At 61.6% G+C, this 21,612-nt stretch carries 13 protein-coding genes and 1 pseudogene; 13 read left to right on the plus strand and 1 reads right to left on the minus strand.

All coding sequences use genetic code 11. The annotated features are described in order from the left end of the window. Positions 1 to 40 precede the first annotated feature (40 nt). From ACPTTC_RS20395 to ACPTTC_RS20405, 3 genes are all read left to right on the plus strand, one after another. The gene (locus ACPTTC_RS20395) at positions 41 to 2,038 is read left to right on the plus strand and encodes an acetyl-CoA carboxylase biotin carboxylase subunit (protein ID WP_423393660.1); all 1,998 of its coding nucleotides are present in this window, start codon (positions 41 to 43) and stop codon (positions 2,036 to 2,038) included. Positions 2,039 to 2,355: 317 nt separating this feature from the next. After that, positions 2,356 to 2,559 (plus strand): hypothetical protein, encoded by a 204-nt coding sequence (locus tag ACPTTC_RS20400; protein ID WP_226123890.1) that lies wholly within the window; start codon positions 2,356 to 2,358, stop codon positions 2,557 to 2,559. A gap of 42 nt (positions 2,560 to 2,601) precedes the next feature. Beyond that, positions 2,602 to 4,716, plus strand: coding sequence for a phosphocholine-specific phospholipase C (locus ACPTTC_RS20405; protein WP_423393661.1), 2,115 nt, complete (start codon positions 2,602 to 2,604; stop codon positions 4,714 to 4,716). 79 nt (positions 4,717 to 4,795) lie between these two features. Here ACPTTC_RS20405 and ACPTTC_RS20410 read toward each other — a convergent pair. Then, positions 4,796 to 6,109: pseudogene (locus ACPTTC_RS20410) on the minus strand (galactosyl transferase GMA12/MNN10 domain protein). Positions 6,110 to 6,201: 92 nt separating this feature from the next. On the opposite strand from ACPTTC_RS20410, the gene ACPTTC_RS20415 reads away from it, so the two are divergent. From ACPTTC_RS20415 to ACPTTC_RS20460, 10 genes are all read left to right on the plus strand, one after another. Further along, positions 6,202 to 6,477: a hypothetical protein gene (locus tag ACPTTC_RS20415; protein WP_423393662.1), complete on the plus strand. Its 276-nt coding sequence runs from the start codon at positions 6,202 to 6,204 to the stop codon at positions 6,475 to 6,477. Between the two features lie 53 nt (positions 6,478 to 6,530). After that, entirely contained in the window at positions 6,531 to 8,882 is a 2,352-nt protein-coding gene (locus ACPTTC_RS20420) for a type VI secretion system Vgr family protein (protein WP_423395683.1), read from the plus strand. A gap of 5 nt (positions 8,883 to 8,887) precedes the next feature. Continuing rightward, the gene (locus tag ACPTTC_RS20425) at positions 8,888 to 11,233 is read left to right on the plus strand and encodes a peptidase M23 (RefSeq protein ID WP_423393663.1); all 2,346 of its coding nucleotides are present in this window, start codon (positions 8,888 to 8,890) and stop codon (positions 11,231 to 11,233) included. 32 nt (positions 11,234 to 11,265) lie between these two features. Beyond that, positions 11,266 to 11,853 (plus strand): hypothetical protein, encoded by a 588-nt coding sequence (locus ACPTTC_RS20430; protein ID WP_423393664.1) that lies wholly within the window; start codon positions 11,266 to 11,268, stop codon positions 11,851 to 11,853. Between the two features lie 239 nt (positions 11,854 to 12,092). Continuing rightward, a complete protein-coding gene (locus ACPTTC_RS20435; RefSeq protein ID WP_423393665.1) occupies positions 12,093 to 12,353 on the plus strand; it encodes a PAAR domain-containing protein in 261 nt (86 codons plus the stop codon). 95 nt (positions 12,354 to 12,448) lie between these two features. Beyond that, positions 12,449 to 13,681, plus strand: coding sequence for a hypothetical protein (locus ACPTTC_RS20440; protein WP_423393666.1), 1,233 nt, complete (start codon positions 12,449 to 12,451; stop codon positions 13,679 to 13,681). After that, on the plus strand, positions 13,647 to 17,195 hold the full coding sequence (locus ACPTTC_RS20445; protein WP_423393667.1) for an ImcF-related family protein: 3,549 nt from the start codon (positions 13,647 to 13,649) through the stop codon (positions 17,193 to 17,195). Before ACPTTC_RS20440 ends, ACPTTC_RS20445 begins: the two co-directional genes overlap by 35 nt. Further along, positions 17,192 to 19,045 (plus strand): type VI secretion system baseplate subunit TssF, encoded by a 1,854-nt coding sequence (tssF, locus tag ACPTTC_RS20450; RefSeq protein ID WP_423393668.1) that lies wholly within the window; start codon positions 17,192 to 17,194, stop codon positions 19,043 to 19,045. Before ACPTTC_RS20445 ends, tssF begins: the two co-directional genes overlap by 4 nt. A 17-nt stretch (positions 19,046 to 19,062) precedes the next feature. Further along, positions 19,063 to 19,572 (plus strand): type VI secretion system lipoprotein TssJ, encoded by a 510-nt coding sequence (gene tssJ / locus ACPTTC_RS20455; protein WP_423393669.1) that lies wholly within the window; start codon positions 19,063 to 19,065, stop codon positions 19,570 to 19,572. A gap of 370 nt (positions 19,573 to 19,942) precedes the next feature. Beyond that, complete coding sequence (locus ACPTTC_RS20460) at positions 19,943 to 21,085, plus strand: DUF2827 domain-containing protein (RefSeq protein WP_423393670.1); 1,143 nt, start codon at positions 19,943 to 19,945, stop codon at positions 21,083 to 21,085. The last annotated feature ends 527 nt before the right edge of the window (positions 21,086 to 21,612 follow it).

A 21,612-nucleotide genomic window follows, 5' to 3' on the forward strand; every position in this document is an offset into this window, starting at 1 on the left:
CAGCGCGCGTGACCCACTCTATCCGGACGACACCGAAGCCATGTTCGACAAGATTCTGATCGCCAACCGAGGCGAAATCGCGTGCCGCGTCGCCGCGACGTGCAAACGTCTCGGGATTGCGAGCGTCGCCGTCTATTCCGACGCGGACGCGAACGCGAAACACGTGGCCGCGTGCGACGAAGCCGTGCACATCGGCGGCTCGGCCGCGGCCGACAGCTACCTGCGCATCGAGCGCATCATCGAAGCGGCGCGCGCCACCGGCGCGCAGGCGATCCACCCCGGCTACGGCTTCCTGTCGGAGAACGAAGATTTCGCGCATGCGTGCGAAGCGGCCGGCATCGTCTTCATCGGGCCGCCGGTCGACGCAATCGCGGCGATGGGTTCGAAGGCCGCCGCGAAGGCGCTGATGCACGCGGCCGCCGTGCCGCTCGTGCCCGGCTATCACGGCGACGACCAGGACGCGGCCAACCTGCATCGCGAAGCCGACGCGATCGGCTATCCGGTGCTGCTGAAAGCCAGCGCGGGTGGCGGCGGCAAGGGCATGCGCGTGGTCGAGCGCTCCGACGATTTCCCGGCGGCGCTCGCGTCGTGCCAGCGCGAAGCCGCGAGCAGTTTCGGCAACGATCGCGTGCTGATCGAGAAATACCTGACGCGCCCGCGCCACGTCGAGGTGCAGGTGTTCGGCGACACGCACGGCAATACCGTGTACCTGTTCGACCGCGACTGCTCGGTGCAGCGCCGTCACCAGAAGGTGCTCGAAGAAGCGCCGGCGCCAGGGCTGCCGGACGACGTGCGCCGCGCGATGGGCGAAGCGGCCGTCGCGGCCGCGCGCGCGGTCGGCTATGTCGGCGCGGGCACCGTCGAATTCATCATGACGGGCGACGCGTTCTACTTCATGGAAATGAACACGCGGCTGCAGGTCGAGCATCCGGTCACCGAGATGGTCACGGGGCTCGATCTCGTCGAATGGCAACTGCGCGTCGCATCCGGCGAGCCGCTGCCGCTGAAGCAGGACGAACTACACGTGCAGGGCCACGCGCTCGAGGCGCGTCTCTATGCGGAGAACCCGGCGCGCGGCTTCCTGCCGTCGACGGGCACGTTGAAGCACCTGCGGTTGCCGGCAGGCGTCGAGTTCGCGATCGGTGCATCGGTGCGCGTCGACAGCGGCGTGCGCGAAGGCGATGCGATCACGCCGTTCTACGATCCGATGATCGCGAAGCTGATCGTCCATGGCGCGGACCGTGCCGAAGCGCTGAGCCTGATGCTGCGCGCGCTGCGTGCATGTGAAGTGGTCGGCCTGCACACGAACGCCGCGTTCCTGCAGCGGATCGTTGCGTGCGAACCGTTCGCGACGGCCAATCTCGATACGGGCCTGATCGAGCGCAACCACGACGCGCTGTTCGCGCCGCAAGAGCCGCCGCGCGCGACGCTCGCGCTCGCCTGCGCGGCGTTGCTCGCACGCGAACGCGGCGCGGCCGCGCAGGGTTCATCGCCGTGGGACGCGCTGCCCAACTGGCGACTGAACGGCGGCTATCGCCGCACGCTCGAATGGCATGCGGCCGAGCGCGAAGCGGACGTCACGGTCACCTACGAGGACGACGGTGCGGTTGCGCGCCTCGCGACCGGCGGTGCAGCTGCGCAACCGTTCGCGTGGACGCGTGGCGCCACGCCGCTCGATTTCGACGTGACGCTCGGCGGCGTGCGCAGCAGCGGCCGCGTGTATGCGGACGGCGATACGTTCCATGTGTTTACGCAGGGCGCCGCCGAGACGTTCGAATGGCGCAACCTGCTCGCGCATGCGGGTGACGCGGAGCAGGGCGGTGGCCGCCTGACCGCGCCGATGCCCGGCAAGGTGATCGCGGTGCTGGTCGAGCCCGGCCAGAAGGTCGAAGCCGGCACGCCGCTGATCGTGATGGAAGCGATGAAGATGGAGCACACGATCGGCGCGCCGAGCGCGGGCGTCGTCGCGGAAGTGCTGTACGGCGTCGGCGACCAGGTCTCGGATGGCGCGCAGTTGCTGATGATGGCGGAAGGCTGAGCGTCGCCTGTTTCGCTGGTTGCGGGCCGGCTGTCGCGGCTGCCGGCCCGTCAAAGACGTTTCGCGATTCGTTGCACGGCCAGTACTGCGCCAGGCCTGCTTCGATCGCTCGGCAAAAACGAAGCAATGCGAATCTTTCGATTGCATTACGTTGCTTGCTCATCTTTCCGTCCTGACACGTGCCGCCATCTGCGAGCACGCAGCTCGCCTCCTTACGCGACACTGTCGTGTAACACGCTGAAATTAGCATCTCGCCGTCGACATGACCGGTGCGCACCCGCGCCCGTGTCGCGTCCTCACATCCACGGAGAGACGTTATGCGAAACTCGGCCCTACGGCCCTTCGCGGTCGCTGGCCTGATCGCGCTGACAGCACTCCTCGGCGCCTGCAACGACGACCTGACCGCACCCGCCGCACCCGTCGCGCAGCAGAAGGCCGCATGCGGCGGCGGCGTGGTCGCCACCGCGCAGATGCACTGCCCGCCCGGTTTCACCGCACCTGCCTCCTCGCCCGCTTCCTGATCCCGGTCGTTTCCACCAGAAATCCAATCAAGAGCAACCAGCATGGCCACTCATTCGCGACGCGATTTTCTGAAGTTCTCGGCCGGCCTCGCCGGCGCGACCGCCGCCACCGCACTGCTTCCCGAATCGATCCGCAAGGCGCTGGCGATTGAGCCGAATACCGTGACGGGCACGATCCAGGATGTCCAGCACATCGTCGTGTTCATGCAGGAAAACCGCTCGTTCGACCACTACCTCGGTCACCTGAGCGGCGTGCGCGGCTATAACGACCGCTTCCCGGTCACGCTGCCGAACGGCAAGCCGGTGTGGTTCCAGCCGCGGCAGGAAGACAAGACGAGCGTGATTGCGCCGTTCCGCTACGACACGACCAACCCGGGCGTCAACGCGCAGTGCATCGGCGGCCTGCCGCATACGTGGGCGACGACGCACGGCGCGATCGACAACGGCCGCGCGGATCAATGGGCGGTGCAGAAGTCCAACATGACGATGGGCTATCACGTCCGCGACGACATCCCGTTCCATTACGCGCTCGCGGATGCGTTCACGGTGTGCGACAACTACTTCTGCTCGATCCCCGGCAACACGCATCCGAACCGCATGTACCTGATGACGGGCATGGTCGATCCGCTCGGCACGGGCGGCGGCCCGCTGCTCGACAACACCGACTACATCGACAACCAGTTCGACAAGATCCAGTTGCCGCCCTTCAGCTGGAAGACCTACCCGGAGCGGCTCGAACAGGCCGGCATCTCGTGGCAGATCTACCAGCAGGGCACCGGGTTCGACAATTTCACCGGCAACTACGGCACGAACATGCTGGCGTGCTTCGAGAACTTCGTGAATGCGCCGGCCGGTTCGTCGCTGCAGACACGCGGGATGAGCACACGCTCGATCACGCAACTGAAAGCCGACGTGCAGGCGAACGCGCTGCCGCAGGTATCGTGGCTGCTGCCGCCCGCCGCGTATTCGGAACATCCGAAGTTCACGCCGCTGTACGGCGCTTACTACCTGTCGAACATCCTCGATGCGCTGACGTCCAATCCGGACGTGTGGAGCAAGACCGTCCTGCTCGTCATGTACGACGAGAACGACGGCTTCTTCGACCATGTCGTGCCGCCGCAGGCGCCGACGCTGCCGGGCTCCGGCATGAGCACCGTCGACGTGTCGCTCGAGCGGCACAACGTCGTGACCAAGACGCAGACCGGCACGTATACCGCCGACAACCTGCCGTACGGTCTCGGCCCGCGCGTGCCGATGTTCGTCGTCTCGCCGTGGTCGAAGGGCGGCTTCGTCTGCTCGCAGGTCTTCGATCACACGTCGGTGCTGCAATTCATCGAGAAGCGTTTCGGCGTGATGGAAACGAACATCTCGCCGTGGCGCCGCGCGATCTGCGGCGACCTGACGTCGGCGCTCGACTTCTCGAAATCGGATGCCACGGTGCCGACCTTGCCGAGCACGCAGGCGTATGTCGCGCAGGCGGACCTGCAATGCTCGCGGGCGTCGTCGCAGACCGCGCCGGCCAGCACCGCGCAGCAGGTCGTGACGGCGCAGGAACCCGGCACGCGGCCGGCTCGTGCGCTGCCGTACGAATTGCATGTCACCGGCCAGCTCGGGGCGCAAGGCTACGCACTGACGTTCGCGAATACCGGCACGCAAGGCGCGCACTTCTGGGTTTATACCGGCGACGCCACCGCGATGCCGCGCCGCTACACGGTCGAAGCGGGCAAGCAACTGACCGATACGTGGGCGCTCGACGCGAACGGCAACTACCTGGTGAGCGTCTGGGGCCCGAACGGCTATTTCCGGCGCTTCGCGGGGGCCGCCGCCGCGGATGCGGCTGCGAAGCCGGAAATCACGCCGTGCTATGACGTCGCCAACGGCGACATCTACGTGACGCTTGCCAATGCCGGCACCAGCGCGCTCACGGTCACGGCGACCGATGTCGCGTACGGCGGGGCGGCGCGCACGCTGACGATTCCGCCGGGGCAGCGCGTCGAAGCGCACTGGGATCTGTCGTGCAGCAGCCACTGGTATGACTTGCAGTTCACGGTGGCGGGGAACGCGGGCTGGATGCGCCGCATCGCGGGGCATGTCGAAACCGGCAAGGCGAGTATCACCGACCCGGCCGCCGTGGCGCCGACGATTACGGCGATCTGACCGTAGCCGACACGTGCCGCCGGCCGGTTGAATCCGGCCGGCGGCACGCGCTTGCGATATCGATGTCGAGGTGGTGGCGTCAAGGCAGCAGCCCGTCGTCGTGCGCCATCATCAGCGCGCGCATCGCGGACCACATCCCGTAGTAATGCACGATTTAGCTGTCCGCGCGGCGAAACAGCCATGGCGTGTCGAAGCCGACGAGATCGGCCACCCCTTCGCCATGCAACTGCCCGTCGCGCTCCATCGCGCGGATGAAATGCAGTTGGTCGCCATCGCTGGCATGGACGCTCTACCTGTCCTGCAGCGCGGCGATCGCGGCGATCATGTCGCGCAGCATTGCGTCGTTGCGTTCGGTGCGCCGGAGCGCCATCACGCCCGAGTTGAACGCCCACTGGCCGATATCCTGCACGAGCATCCAGTCGCGCCCTTCGAGCAGCGGCTCCAGCACTTGCGTCTGGTCCGCGGTCAGTACGTCGGCGTCGGGCCACACGACCCATTCATGATGCTGCAGGTACGCATGCCGCAGCCACGGCTTGGCCGGTTGCCGGTTGGGTTCAGTCCGATCTCGGCGGGGATGTCGCGATGCACGTAAAGCGTGTAGCCGTGCGCGTCGCAGTAGTGCCGGAAATTCCGTTTGGCGATGCGTGCATAGCTGCCGATGTTCGGCGTGTAGAGCGTCACCAGTGCAATCGGGCGGCCGGGATTGCAGGCGCTGCGCTTGGCGGATTCGTCCGGCGTTTCGGCTGCGTCGTGATCAAACGAGAACATTGGCCGGCCGGCGGCGCGGCATCGATCGACGTATACGACGAGCGTGTCGCGGAAACGGGGCGTCGCGCCTTTTCGTTCGGGATCGTGCGGCTGTCGTCGATGCTGATCGAGAACGTCGGTTCGCGGCTCCACATCGGATCGAGGTTGGGGCTGGTCGGTATGGCCGGATACAGCCCGTCGATCCGCGCATGTAGTGATGCGTGTCGAGATCCGCGACCAGCGCGGGTTCCGACGGCAGCTGCGGGTCGCTGCCAAGCTTGTACCGCTGCACGAGCCGCATCACGATCGCGCGCACGGCCGCCGCGTTGCGTCACATCTTCACATCAACTTGCGGCAGCGGCGGCGCGAACGCGTCGACGAACAGCATGTCGCGCCCGTTCATCAGGCGGTCCAGCGCGATGGGTTCGACGATCGCCGCGTCTTCGCTGAGCAGCGGCCCGAGTTCGTCGGGTTGCGCGCCGCGCAACACATGGAGCAGGGACTCGTAGCGATGCAGCGGCCGCAATGGCAGCGCCCGTGGCATCGCGGACGCGTCGACGAACTCGTGACGATACCCATGCGCCTACTGCCGGTGATTCTCGAGGCTGGCGGGCGCGTCGTGATTGAAATGGCTGAGGACGATCATCGTGTGCTCCGACGCTTGGGCCGTGGGTGACGACACGTGATACACGGGGTGCTTTTCAGCGCCGAATCGCGGCCGGGCACGCTTTTCCGTGCGTGCTGTTTCGGTTCGTCATGGATTGCCCGGAACGCTTGCGCGGTATCGCGTTCCATTCTGCCGGCCTCTTTTCCAACAGCGTTGCGGTGGGGTCGTTGCTTGTCCGTTTGAGTGCCGATACCCCGACAATTCCGGTGGTGCGGCTGGTCGCCGGAGTATCACATAACCGCTTCGCGGATTTTATTTTTGTTATAGACGAATTTCGTATTCGTCTCATGGATTTTGTTATGACGATTTGCTTAACTCGGGAAAATTTGCCGGCATCGTATTCCTGAGGTTATAGCGAATGGGCGTGCCGATGTATGTAACCCATCATGCGACGGTGACCATGCAAACCATTCAGGATGTGCTCAAACACCCGAGCGGGATCGTTACCCAGTCTCTTCATCTCGAGATCGCGACGCTTGCCTCTGCGCTCTCCGTGTTCGAATTCACGCTCACGGAGGAGATGAACAGGCCATTTCTAGCCGACATCACGGTTACGTCTGCGGACAAGCATATCGAGGGCGCAGCCTGCGTTGGGCGGCCGGCGATCTTCATGATCGACGAGCATGCATCGGTGCCGTCCCTGCCGGGGTTGATCGACCCCGTGCGTCATACCGCACGCACTGTGCACGGTATCGTCACGCAGTGGACGCGGATCAAGACCACGCGTGACGAGGCAACCTATCGACTGCATCTGAAGCCGCGCTTCGCGCTGCTCGAGTCAGTACATGACTCGGCCGTGTTTCTCGACCGGTCCTTGCGTGAGTTGCTCGCCGATGTGATCGTCGATCGCGATCTGTTCGAGTCCTTCGATATCGAGTTCGAACTGGAAGGGCTTGACGGGAAGTTCGAACAAACCGTGATGTACGAAGAGACGGTGGCGAACTTTATCGATCGGCATTGCCGGCGCGCCGGGGTCTACTACTACTTCAAACAGGCGAGCACAGAAGACGGCCCGCAACGCGATACGCTGGTGTTCGGCAATACGGCGCGAGGCTATGTGCGTGCGCTCGAAGTGCCGTTGCTGCCGCACTCGGGTCTGATGGGGTGGCACGAGGCGATCCTGACGTTGGAAGCCACGCGCGCGCTGGTGCCGCAGGCGATACGCGAATGGGATCACAACTATCGCACCCCCGACGATCCGTTGCAGGTCGAATCGGTCGTGGCCCACGACGACCGCTCAGTTTATGGGAGCGTGAACCGCAGCATCGAGCACTTCCATTCGGTCGAAGAGGGGCAGGCGCTGGCTGACGTGCGGCGTGATGAACTGCTCACGCGGCAGGTGCGGCTCGCGGGCACGAGTAACGTGATTGGCATGATGCCCGGCATGGTGGTACGGATCACCAATGACGTGGTGCCCGAGGCGCCGCACGGGATTGTGATCACGAAGCTTGTCACGACCGGCAGTCGCAGCCAGTCGGTAGCCAACACGTTCGAAGCGATCCCCGCGCACCAGACCTACCGGCCGGAATATGTGCCCGAAAAGCACTGGCGATGGATCACCGGCATGCTGACCGGCGTGATCGAGTCGGGCGATGATGAACCGTACGCGTGGATGGACGAATACGGCCGCTACCGCGTCAAGTTCCTGTTCTCCCGGCACAGCGGCAAGCGTGGAACGAACAGCATGCCGTTGCGCCTGCTGCGTACGTCTGCGTCGTATGAGGGCGGCCTGCATATACCGCTATTGCCCGGAACGGAGGTGCGCGTCGTCCCGACACACGGTAATTGCGATCGATTACTGATTGCCGGGGCGGTTCATGACTACGCCCGCCGGGACCCGGTGCATGGCAAGGAGGGTTGGTATAGCCGCGCCGTGTTCCGGTCCCCGTTGCTTGGCAACAAACTGCGCTTCGAAGACTTGAAAAATCACGAGGGCATTCGGTTGGCAACGGTGTTCGGTCGGTCGTCGCTCAACCTCGGCTATCTGGTCGACAGGGGGAAGAACAAGCGCGGCGATGGCTTCGAACTGACCACGCGGCACTTGGGCACGGTGCGCGCGCCGAGGGGGTTGTTTTTCTCGGCGGATGCAGCGGCTGGGTCTGAGACGCCGCACCTCGATATGCCTGCCGCTATCGCGCAGCTCAAGGCAGCTTTGCAGCGCGTAACGGACCTCGCGGCAGCGACGACGCAAGCCAAGGCCGACCCTGCGGACCGTGCGGCGCAGGCGGTACTGTTCGATGGCCTGAATCAGCTTCGCAATGCGGGGCTGCTTGCGAGCGCTCCCGGCGGCATGGCTTTCGTCACACCGAAATCGACGCAGCACTCGGCGGGCGAGAACGTGATCGTCACTGCGGGCCAGGACATGGACGTGAGCATCGTCAAGCGACTGCGGATGGCGGCGGGTGATCTGATCTCGCTGTGCGCCCACAGGCTGGGCATCAAGATTTTTTCAAAAGGGAAAATCGAGTTGCAGGCACAAGGCGCACCCATGGATATCTTTTCCGATCAGCAATTGCATGTGTCGAGCGCCAGCGCGAATGTGCTCGTGAACGCCAAGACAAGGGCGATGGTGGCCAGCGGCGGTGCATCGATGACCATCGAGAACGGCAGCGTTGTCTTCAATTGTCCCGGCGAATTCCGCATCAGGGCGGCCTCATTCACGTTCGAGGGCCCCCGCCACACGTCCGTCAATCTTCCGCAACTGCCGGTGAGCGACTACCAGCCCAACGACAGATACAGCCATACACAGTAACGATAATGATCATCAGCCCGCCATTTTTGCCCGAAGCAGGTTTCGTGGCCCCGACCGGGGCGAATCCGGATCCGATGATGGACGCAGTAGACAAGTTCGAATGCGCTCACGGCATCTATCCGATCGCCTTCGATCGGCGCTGGCACTGTGGTGTGCATCTTCGGCCCGATACGAAGGGCGAGGTGTATGCGATCGCCGATGGCGAGGTGGTTGCCTATCGGGTGTGTCAGCACGGGGTTGACAGCGGCAAGAGCCATACGGGTTTTGTGTTGCTCAAACATACAACCGAGACTGGCGACTGCCGTGCGCTGACGTTTTATTCTCTTTACATGCATTTATTGCCGCTGGCGGAATATCAGGAGCACGGTTCGGATTCCAAGGATTTGCCTTACGAGTTCCTACGCATGCCGACTGGCCCGGTGAGCAAGGGACAGGTGACGCCGGCGGTCTCGGGTGAGGGCAAGAAGGTCCGGCGCAAGGACGTGCTGGGTTGGCTTGGAAAATATGAAGGCATGCCGCATTTGCATTTCGAAATCTTCATGCTGCCGGAAGATTTCGATGCGTATTTCGGGCATACGCAACTGGGTAACAGCACGCCTACCCCTCCTGCTTCTACTGAAACGGACTGGTGGGGGCATGCGTATTTCGTTATTCCAGCGGGCAGCCAGTTTCGCCGTCTGCCTGAAAAAGCCGATGCCCACAACAAGTTACATGGAATCCCGTTCAAGCCAGGTCATGAGGGTTCGAATACCCTGCCGTTGCTTGTCGAGACGTACTTCAGCCTCGGTTCGAAATACACCAACGTCTGGAGTGTCGCGCAGGACGGCACGCGCACGCTGCTCACGCCGCGTCCCGTCGAGGAAAAGGACTACGAATACGATCTATACAAGCGTGCTACGGCGCTCTATTCGTCATGTCCGAGCGACGGCTACGAACTGCTTCGGTTTGGACGCATCCTGTCTCCGTCCCCAACCCTTGGGGCCGATGCCCGTGTGACATGGATGCGGGTCAACTGGGCAGCAGACAAGGCAGGCTACGTTGATATCAATGATTCAAGTATCCAGAAATTCTCCGATGCGGACTTTCTGTCTTTTATGGGGTGGCAGAAGGTCAGCGAGGGCAATACTCCGTTCAGCAGCGATGGGCTGTGCGACGTAGAGGCGCTGAAGAGGCTGCTGAAGGATGGCGCTGACCATGAAACGCCAGCGGCGGAAGGAGAAATGCCGGAAGCCCACAAAGCGAAGGCACTCTCGGCCTACGTAAAAGGTAACGCGTTGGTGCGGCAGCAATTGTGTGGCCTGGTCTGCAATGCGCCGAGTGAATGGGATAGTACAGGCAATGAGGAACGCTTTGCGAGACTGCTCGACGAGGGCGGCTTCTACCACGGCAATGACAAGGGCTACAACGATTTCATGAAGTATCTGAAGGAAGTTCAGTTTTGGAACAAAACGGGGCTTCCGGCAGGGCAGAAGCTGTGGTTTTTTCATCCGCTGGCGTTTATTCGACACTTCAGAAAAGCCACTTGGTTCAGCAAAGAGGAATTCGCATTGCTTTACTCGGACATTCACATGTCTGGCAACGCGGGCGCAATTCGAGAAAAGTATAGAAAACCACTGAATTTCTCTCTGAGAAAATATGGTATTGAGAGTTATCTGAAGCAATCGCATTTCTTGGGGCAGGGGGCGGTGGAGTCTGGTTTTCTCTGTACTATGCAGGAGTCAAGCATGGTAGGTAAGGTAACTGAATTCGCAATTTACGGGGTTCGTGTAAATCCTATTTCGGTGCGGTCCGAAAAAGACCTTGGCCATTGGTATGGAGAAATTCCTGGAGAGGATGATCCATACTTCAGGTTGACTAAGTACAATTCAATAGGTGGCGTCATCGCCTCATCCTATGATTGGAGATTCGGGAACTGTGATAGAGAGGATGCTCAAAAATTTCGCGGTCGCGGATTTAAGCAGCTTACATTTCGCAGCAATTACTCCGACTATTGGTTGTATCGAGGATGGATTCGGCAATCGAGTTTTACTGCCTCATGGTGGAGTGATTCACAATATAAAGAAAAGAATCGTGCATTGATGAAAAAAATACCGGCCCGCATCGACGATCCTCAAATTGTTGCCACTGAACCAGAGAACTGCTTGGATTCCGGGGCTTGGTATATAACCTGCCTTAGACCAAAGGTTGTTCGTGCTATAGATCGGGATGGTTTTTGTATACCAAAAACAGCGGCAGAGCTCGAGAGGGAGGTCGAGATAATAAAGGATGTTACTATGGCAATTAATGGTTGGTTAAATGGAATTGATAAAAGAATCAAATATACGCGAATGATTAAAGAGGTTCTCCTTTGAGCGTAAAAATAGTCGTATTTATTGGCCTTCTGATGACTTTGGTTCAAGGTTTTTGCCAAACTGCCGGCACGCCGGGCGCGGCGAAATCTTTCAAGTTATCTATGCAAACGATGGTTGGCGGTCTTCATTGCCTGATTGACAAAGAACCCATAGATGCGACGCTTAGTTCAGATGGTGAGGCCATTATAGTGTCGGGTACTGATTACGTTCTTGTCAGAGAGTTAAGCCGTTGCAAAGCTGGTGTGCCGGTTCATGTCCGGCGCGCCGCTCCAAACGTGGGCTTTCTGATGGATATAAACGTTAAAGCGGGAATTTATGCCTCAATGGTGCCGGTTGCTGTTTCTCCTTTGAGTTTTGTGGCAGTTGTTGGGAAGGTCGGAAGTGATGTGAATTTGATTGAAATGCCGGGATTCTATCGGACTACGGTAAGTGACTCTAAGTTGAAAGAGGAGGCATCACCGGATATGAAGCCCGTCATATCATTGGATGGGAAATATGTATCGTTGGATCGGCATCGGTGTGGAGAGGATTCAAAGCTTGATGTGGTTGAAATAAAAACAAAAAAAATTGTCGAAATTGATATTAAGTTGTGCGAGAGGTTGTTTAATTTCGGTGAGTAATCTTGGTTGATTTTTTTGATCGATATGAGGGGCTGTCTGGAGTGCGAGAATATTGTGGTGTGTGGTGGTATATGTGATTGTATGATTGGTTTTGGTGATGGATCGATATTCGTTTTTGGTCTCTTTTATTTTGATGTTTTCGATATAGACGAGATGAAAGATAAGTCGTTCGACCCAGTGTCGGATCCGCAGTTCTCGAGGTAGCAATGTAAGAATTAACAACTGATTGTGAGGTGATTATGAAATCTCCCATCCGTAAAGGCGACAAACTCGAACACGGTGGCGAAGTCACTGGCGGCTCGCCTTGGACCAAATTCATGGGCAGGCCGCTTGCCCGCAAGGGCGATGACGCGACCTGCGATCTGCACGGCCAGACCGTCATTGACGAGGGTGCCGGCAAGTTTCCGGATCGCGACCGCAAGCTGTTCGCGCTGGACGGTCATCGCTGCGCATGTGGTTGTCGGTTGATCTCGTCGTTGCCGAACGTCCACTTCGACTGATGCCAGTCGATCTTTCCCGGGCAGGGCGCCCGAGCGCGTATCCACGCCGGCCCCGCTTCTGGCCATGGTGGTTCTGTATCTGGCTGGCCTGCGCGATGGCAGGCGTGGCCATTGTCCTACCGATATGGCCGAAGGGTGAACGCGCGGGCGGCCCGTGGTTCTGGTTCTGTATTGTCGGTATCCCGAACGGTTTTTTCGGTTTGCTCTTCGCAATGGAGCGTGCACGCTATGAGGCCATGTGGTTTCGCGCATATCACCGCAATCTCCATCGCGACCGATGGCTGGCGGAGCGCCTCCGTTTTGCGCAGCGGACGCTTCGAGTGCTCGGCGTCGGCTACTGCCTGCCCTTGAACGACCGGACGCTTGCCCAGGCCATCCATGCTGGCGTGCGTTTGCCGCGGCAACAGCAGCCCCGCTCGGGCTCGGGTGTCATCGAGCATTGCCGCTTCGACGACCCGCCGGAAACATTCGACGAACCTGACTTGGCCGATGTGGTTGAGGAGAGCGAGGTCAGTGCCGTGGTCGATACGGCTCCAAAGCGACCCATTACTCAGCTTGCGCTCAGGATTGCCGAAGCGCTTGAACCGCTCACTGCGAGTCTGCACGCGCTCACGCACTATGAGTCGGCTTACTGGCCAAAGGTGCGCGTGCTGGCCGAGCCTGGCGAGGAAGTTTTGCGCGAACAGGAAGTGCGTGACGCGGTGCAATTGGCCGGGCTATCACCGCTTACCGTGTTGGCGGTACCTGCCTCGCACGGACTGCTGGTGGCTGACGCATGGCTCGACGCCCGCGACGCATGCCCGCTGCTCGTGATTGCAACGGCATGGCACGAAAAACATCCGCCGACCGGCAGTACGGAGGGATGTGTCGCGATGCTGCTCGATGCGGGCTTCTATCGACTGCCCGACGATGTGCCCGTGATGGCAACCCTGCATAGGCCCGTCGAGGGGCGGGCCGATGAAATTGAGTACGGGCTCGCGAATGCCGTGATATGGGGCAACGCGGATTTTTCTGCCATGACGCGTGCATGGGTCACGCGTGCGGTCAAGCGTTGTAATCAGGGGCTGCGCATCGCGAACCTGGATGCGCTTGCGAATAGCGACTGCCAATGCGACCTCGCCCACATCGTCGGCGACTTTGGTAGCGCCAGCGGCTGGCTCTCCGTTGCAGCCGCTACCGAATGTGGTGCGGCGGACGCGCCGCAACTAATCATCGATGGCGTGCAGTCCGCCATTGTTCACGTTCTTCCCGGTGCACACGGGAATGAACCTTCGTTGCCGGAACACGCTCAGCATGACCGATCCGAAACTGACCTTGCGACCGCTTGACTCCGCTCCCGCTGCCCAGTCTCCGCCCTCTGGACGCGTCCCGCTCTGGGGGACGATCGTCGCGGCGCTGATCGTCGCCGCATTCGCGATCGGCCTCGTGTGGGGCCGAGGCGATCTGTTCGATCTTGCGCCTGGGGTGGCGCGTATGCAGGTGGTGGTCATCATCGTCATCACTCTGGTTATCTTCATTGCGATTCACCTCTGCCTGTTTTTCATCGGTGCATACGCCGTCGCCGGACGGATGTTTCGCAAGGAGACCGGCGACACGGCGGAGGCGCAAACACCGCTCAAACGCGACACACGTCTGCAACGCATGTTCGACGAATTACGTGCGTCGCAAGGCTGGCGCTGGCGATACCGATCATCGTGGCTGTTGGTGAGCGGGACGGACGCGTTGATCGATAAAGTCGCGCCGGGCCTCAAGCGCATGGGTGCGATGTCGATCGGCAACGCGATTCTCGTACACGCGGCACCGGACGGCATCGACGCGAGCGAGTGGCGCCGCCAAATCCGGACGCTGCGGCGCCGACGGCCGGTCGATAGCGTTGTGCTGGTCACGGATACTGACGAGCGCGATACCGAGCTGCCGCGTACGCTCGCTGCATTTGCGAGCGATCTGGGTTGGGCCGCGCCGATTACCTTCTTGCATGCGGTGCCTGCGCACGGCGGGAGCCCTGAGACGTTCGAAGCGATCGGGGCAATTCCGGAGCGGGCGTGCAAGGAGGCGCCGGCGGCGATGGCTTTACACAACCAGCTTGCGACTATCGAGCGTGGCACGGCAGATGCCGGCGTGCGACTGTGTGCCGCTTCCGCGCACGTCACTTATCTCGCGGAAATCTCGCGATACATCGGCGAACAGCGCGAACCTATCGTCACGAACTGGCAAGTGCTGCTTGCTTCGCACTGGCTGCGAGCGCAACTGGTGGGTGTGATGTTCGCGCCCGTATTCGCGACGACGGTGACCATGCCGACGCCAGTGCCGATTGCCGAGGGCGGGAGTGCGACGCCGAATGCTGCAATTGTTCCCAACGGAACGGTCGCGTGCCCGCCGCAGCCCGCCGCGTTGTTGCCTGCGTGGCTCGAAATCGCCACTCGGCGATGTAACGGTCGGCGCGTGGGGTTCTACTGGGCCAACGCGCTGGCGATGTGCGCGACCCTCGCCGCGATGGCTTGGTGCGTATGGATGACCACGTCGTTCATCGGCAACCGGCAACTCATGCGTGAGGCGCGGGCGACGGCAAACGCTGCCGTCGGCGCCCCGCCACGGACGGCAGTTGCCTGGCGCGCGCAGCTCGCGCTACAGCAACTGATGGAAAAGCTCGAATACCGGCAGCGGCACGGTGCACCGTGGTATCTGCGCGCGGGACTGTCGCGCAATGACGATATCCTGAGTGATCTCTGGCAACCATACCGAATCGCGGCGACCCGTAACTTGCAGATACCCGTCGTGCAAACGATCGGCGGCCTGCTGAAAGCCGCGGACCAGGCACGTGCCGACAGCCTTCAGTCGCAGGACATACGCAGCAGTACCTACAATGCGCTCAAGACTTACATGATGCTGGGCGACCCGTCGCGCGCCGATCCGGCGTTTCTGAAGCGCCTGCTGGTCGCGTTGTGGTCGCGACCCGTCGAGATGCCGCCAGGCGAGCGCGACGATACCGGCCGGCGGCTCGCGGCGTTTTACGCGGATCATCTTAAGGCGCATCCAGAATGGCGGATTGCGATGGACGATAGTGTGGTGACGTCGACCCGTAGCATGCTGATTACCCAAATGGGACTCGCATCGGCCGACGACAGGGTGTACCAAAGTATTCTCGACGACGTCAAGAATAAATACGCCGACGCGTCGCTCGAAACCCTTTTGAACGGTGCCGATGCCTCCGGGATGTTCACGGCGTCGCAGACTGTACCGGGAATCTATACACGCGCGGCATGGGACGGGATGATCGCCACGGCGATCGACAAAGCATCCCGTGAACGCCAGGTGAGCAGTGACTGGGTATTGGCCGGGCCGCAGGCGATCGGCAATGCGCTCGCACCGGGGGTGATCCAAACCAACGCGATCGTTGACGAGAAGCGTGCAGCGGAAGAACTGAAGCAGCGGTTGACGGCGCGCTATTTTGGCGAGTACACGGCCGCGTGGCAGCGCATGCTCAACAGTATGCAGTGGCAGCCGGCATCCAATCTCGGGGGGGCGGTCGCACAACTGTCCCGACTTGCCGATGCGCAGACGTCGCCGTTGATCGCGCTGATGAAATCCGTGCAATATCAGGCGCAGGCGGGGCGCCCGTCGCAGGCGCTGGCCGACACGCTGGTGCGCAAGGCGCAAGATCTGATCGGCACGGACGAGCAGTCGGGGGCGGCCGCTGTCAATCCTCTCGACAAGCCGTTTGGCCCACTGCTCGCGCTGATGGGCGACACGGGCTCACCGCCGGCCGCTGAAAAGGGGACGAGCGCCGCGCCGGCCGGTATCGCGCTGAACGGCGTGAGCCTGTCGCGCTACCTGACGGCAGTGACGACGATGCGGCTGAAGTTGCAGCAGATTTCGGGTAGTTCCGATGCGCAGACGATGGCGCGTTCGCTTGCGCAGGCAGTGTTCCAGGGGAGGTTGTCGGAGTTGTCGCAAGCACGCGACGACGCGGCGCTGACGGCCGCAAGCCTCGGTACGGCGTGGGCGGGCTTTGGCGCCGGAGTGTTCAAGCAACCGCTCGAGTCCGCGTGGCAGACGATCCTGCAACCGGCTGCAGCGAGCCTGAACGACGCTTGGCGAGCCAGCGTTGCCGCGCCCTTCACCGCGGCGACGAGCGGCCGCTACCCGTTCTTCGATACGCAGGCCGATGCGTCCTTCGCTGAGCTTGGCCGCTATGTGCGGCCGGATACCGGATTGATTTCGCGTTTCATCATCACGCAACTGGCCGGTGTGATGAAGCTGGAGGGCGATCAGTGGATGCCGAGCGAGTTTGCGCCGCAAGCATTGCAGTTCGACCCGAAATTCCTGAGCGCCGTCCGGATGCTGTCTACGATTGGCGCGCAGCTTTATTTGCAGGGCGATGCGGGAGAGAAATTCGAAATGATGGCGCTCCCTACACCGGGGATAACGCGTTCGGAACTGTCGGTCGACGGCCAGCAGATCGTCCATTTCAATCAGCAGGAGCGCTGGACGCCGCTGGCATGGCCGGGCAATGGCCTGAACGGGCACGCGGGGCTCACGTGGCAGACGCTCGACGCTGGGCTACGGCAGGCCTTCGATTCGACCGGCGATTGGGCGTTCCTGCGTCTGTTGAGCAAGGCGGACGTCAAGCAGCTCGACAGCACGCGCTATCGGCTCACGTGGAACACCGGGAACGGTGAGCCGCTTTCGTACGTGCTGCGCACGCAGGTCGGCGCCGGGCCGATCGACCTGCTGAAACTGCGCGGATTCCGAATGCCCGATCGTATTTTCGTCGTCGGCAACGCGGGTGTCGTGTCCGCACCGCCGCTCCTGCCGCCGCTGCCACCGGATCTCCAGCCATGAGTGAAGACAAAAACACCCCGTCGATGCCTGAAGAGGGCGGCTTCGGCGCGGAGGACGATCCATACCTGCGCTACTTCGACGCCGAAATGCGCTATCTGCGCGAAGCAGGGCGGGAATTCGCGAAGAACCACCCGCAAGCTGCCCGTCGTGTGGGAATGACGATGATGCAGGGCGCGCGCCACGACAGTGTCGAACAGACTTACGAGGGCTTCGCGTTCCTCATGAGCCGGTTGCGCATGAAACTCGACGACGTGCTTCCGGAAATCACCGATCCGTTGATCGACCACCTGTGGCCGCATGCAGGTCGCACGATTCCGTCGCTGGCGATCCTCGAATGCGTGCCCCGCGCCGGCGAGGCGCGGATTCTCGATACGTTGCCGACCGGGTTGCAGGTTCGTTCGACACCGGTCGGGCCGGACGGGACGATATGCGTTTATCGAACCACTCAGCCGGTAAAGCTGTTGCCGCTCAACGTGCGCGAGGCGGGCGCACGCATGCGCGAGGACGGTCGTACGGTGATTCGGCTCGCGTTCGACCTGCTGCACCGCGAGCAGCGGCTGAGGGACGACCTGTCGCGTATCCGGCTTTACCTGCATGGCGACCGGCCGACTGCATCCGCGCTGTACGCGGTGTTCACGCGCCAGGTCGAGTCGATCGGCGTGCGCATGCCGCGCATGCTCGACGGGCAACTGCAGCCGCATCAGTCGATGAGATTCGAGCCGGCCGGCTTTGGCGTAAAGACGCGATTGTGGCCAGTCGATCACGACACTCGCGACGCCGACCTCGATAGCGAGCAGACGATGCTCGAATATTTCGCATTCCCCGAGAAGTTCCACTTCGTCGACATGTGCGGTTTCGACGCCGCGAGTGTGCCGCCGGGCGAAACGTGTGTCGAATTCGAAATCGTGATCCGGGATCGGCTACCCGGTGACGCCACGCTCGGCGTGGACAATATCCGGTTGTTCTGCACGCCGGTGATCAACCTGTTCGAGCTGGATGCACAGGCAATCCGGCCCAACCGACACGATCGCGACTATCCAGTGCTCCCTCCCGCGTCGGCAGGCGAGCACGTCGAGCCCTACGACGCGCTGTCGGTCGTGGCGACCGATCCGCGTACCGCCAGTCGATACGCGTATCGGTCGATCAAGGAATTTCGACATCGTGGCGGAATGATGCGGCACGAGTCGCCGGATCGCTACTACCACGCGTCGATTCGGTACGGCGTGACCGGCCAGCCCGAGATGGTCGTAACGTTGGGAGGGCAGCCGTGGGACGAGCCGGGCAGTTCGCTGGACCGGGATGTGGCGGTTCGGGTGCTGGCGAACAATGGCCGGTTGCCGCGCATGGCCCTGCGTGAATCGATGATCGCCACGCCTGCTTCGACCTTTAACGGTGTCGAGCGCGTACGCAACCTGACGGCTCCGACGATGCCGCTGTATCCCCCACGCGGCGGCGACTATGGCTGGCAGGTGATCTCGCACTTCAATGCGGCCGGTGCGAGCGAACTGAACATGCTGGACGCGAACGGGCTACGCGGCGCGCTGTCGTTGTACGACTGGACGCGACAGGACGATAACCGGCGACGTATCGAGGCGATTCATTACGTGTGGCTCGACGAGGAAACGGAACGGGTGGGTGCGAGCGTCGACCGCATCGTGAACGTGAACGTCGGGATCGAGCCGTCGGGGTTTGTCGGACCGGGCGACGTCGCGCTGTTCGGCGACGTACTCGGCCGCTTCGTAGGCCGCTACGCGTGTAGCCATTTTTCGGTGCGGCTCGTTCTTTACGAAGGCGTGGGCGGTCCGATCCGGCGCTATCCGTCCACGAGCAAGACGGGAGACTGGTTGTGATGCCTGGAGCATATCGGATGATGCGCAGCATTCGGCGGGTAGTGGTCGGTGTGCTGACGGTCGCGTCGATGTCCGGCTGCGGCATGTGGCAGTCGGTGAAGGATACGACGGTCGATACGGCGCGCGCGGTATTCGTCGCGAAAGTGAAGCAGATGAATCTGGTGATCGAAAGCCGTTCCGCCCTCAACGAAAACGAGCAAGACCAATCGTTACCGGTGGTGGTGCGCGTCTACCAGTTGAAGGATGCAAAGGTCTTCGAAAATGCGGGCTACGCGCAGTTGCTCGATGACGATAGAGCGTTGCCGAAGGCCGATCTGCTTGGCAGCATGGAGGCCACGCTCGGGCCCGGCGCCACGGTGAAGCTGTCTGCGCCAATGGCGGACGATGCGCACGTTGTCGGTGTCGCCGGATTCTTTCGTGACCTGGCGGGCGCCGAGTGGCAGCTGGTGATCCCGAAATCGCAGTGGAAGAAGACCGATCCCGTCAAGCTGGTCGTGACGGGCAATCGGATCGAGTTGGCGCCATGAAGGGAGCGTGGTTTCGGGGGCTTGATCGTCGGCACTGGAATGCCTGACGGCGATCGGCTCGACAGCGGAAACCCGCTTCGCGTTACCGCTCACCGGCCGTCAACATCGCCTGTGCCTCGGCGGCCGCGTGCTCATTCCTCCGCGGGAAACGCATGCGGGATCGGCGCTGGATCGCCCGACCAGGCCCATCCGCCCTTGGAAGCGCCATTGCATGCGCCAGCCGCGCGCTGACCATCCATGACAGTGTCCGGGCCGGCGGTCCGCTAGAATGCCCGATTGCCGCCGACGTGCGCCGCCGCTTGACGCGGGCGGCGCTTCGCGCGCTACACTGCTTCATTCCACTTCCATCCAACCTCCCATCCCGCCGACGATGACGTCTCCTGTCCTGAACGGCCTGCGCATCGGTATCACGATCGGACTGCGTGCGCCCGACGAAAGCCTGTGGATCAACGGCATCAAGCAGAACGCGCTGTTTCTCGCGAAGCTGCTGATGGCGTCGCCGCACGGCTACCGCGTGACGCTGGTCAACACCACCGATGTGCCGCTCACCGATGCGTTGCCGTGGGATCGCAGCGTATTCGACACGCGCACGTTCGACGACATGAAGGATTCCCTCGACGTGCTGATCGAGCTCGGCGGCCAGATCAACGGGGAGCAAACGGCCCACCTGAAGGCGCGCGGCGCGAAGCTCGTCAGCTACTGCTGCGGCGTCGAGTACATCAACGTGATGGAGTCGATGCTGTTCGGCCGCCGGCTATGGGATTCGTTGTTCATCAACCGCGGCTACGACGAGGTGTGGGCGATTCCGCAGATCGCGCCCTCGTCGCTGCCGTTCCTGCAGTCGCTGCGCCGCTGCCCGGGGCGCGTCGTGCCGTTCGTGTGGGATCCGATGTTCCTGAGTGCGCGCGCGCAGCCGCTGCCCGAGCGCGGCGAGTACCGGCCGCGCAGCGAGCCCGGCAAGCGTCTGACGGTGATGGAGCCGAACCACGACGTGGTGAAGTTCTGCGTGTATCCGATGCTGATCATCGACGAAGCGTATCGCCGCGATCCCGACGCGATCTGCTTCACGCACGTGACGAACGCCGACCGTCTCGCGCACGACAGCCCCGAGTTCGTGATGCTGATGAACTACCTCGACATCGTGCGCGCGGGCAAGGCGAGCTTCGTCGGACGCTTCGATACGCCGCTGTTCCTGGCCGACCTGACCGATATCGTCGTGTCGCACCAATGGTCGAACCCGCTCAACTATTTCTATTTCGACGTGTGCTGGCAGGGCTATCCGCTCGTGCACAACGCGAGCCTCGCGCCCGATCTCGGCTACTACTATCCGGACAACGATGTGCAGCAGGGCGCCGATGCGCTGCTGCGCGCGCTGCATACGCACGATGACGACTGGGAAGCGTACACGCGGCGCCAGCGCGAGATCCTCGGCCGCTATACGTCGGCGAATCCGGCGCTCGTTGCCGAATACGACGCACTGCTCGCGAATCTGATCGGCGCATCGGCCGTATAAGGCCCGATTTTTCGCGCGGCGCACACCGTCGCGCCGAATCCCGCTATCGGGATTGTCCCGCCCTAATGTCTGACGAAATAATGCCGTTAAAAAAGAAACCGCCGAACCCGATCGGTTCGACGGTTTTTGAAGGCACGAATCTGACGGCTCCGAGGGAAGTCCGTCAGAAATTATTTTATAGGTTAACAAGTCTTTAAGATTGTTAAACATGTTTCAATTGATAATCATCATATGAATTAACTTGATATTATTGATTCAAGGTGGCTTGATTCCCGTTTGGAAATCCAGTAATTCGTTTGAAACGATAAAATTGAATGCTGCGGTGATCGAATGACGCGCGGCGGCCGTTTTTCGGTGAAAAGCAAACCGGGTGATAGGCTTCCGCGGCGGGCCTGTCAGTGGGCGCGGACAATGCTTCGCGGGCCGGTATTTATCTGATCAATTGAGATTTTTCCGATTTCGAGGTCCGCAAATTTCGGAAGAATTGAGTTGAGTGCGGTTGTTTAGACGAAAAAGAATAAACGATA

The sequence above is a fragment of the Burkholderia mycopellens genome (assembly GCF_964265025.1).
GTDB lineage: Bacteria > Pseudomonadota > Gammaproteobacteria > Burkholderiales > Burkholderiaceae > Burkholderia.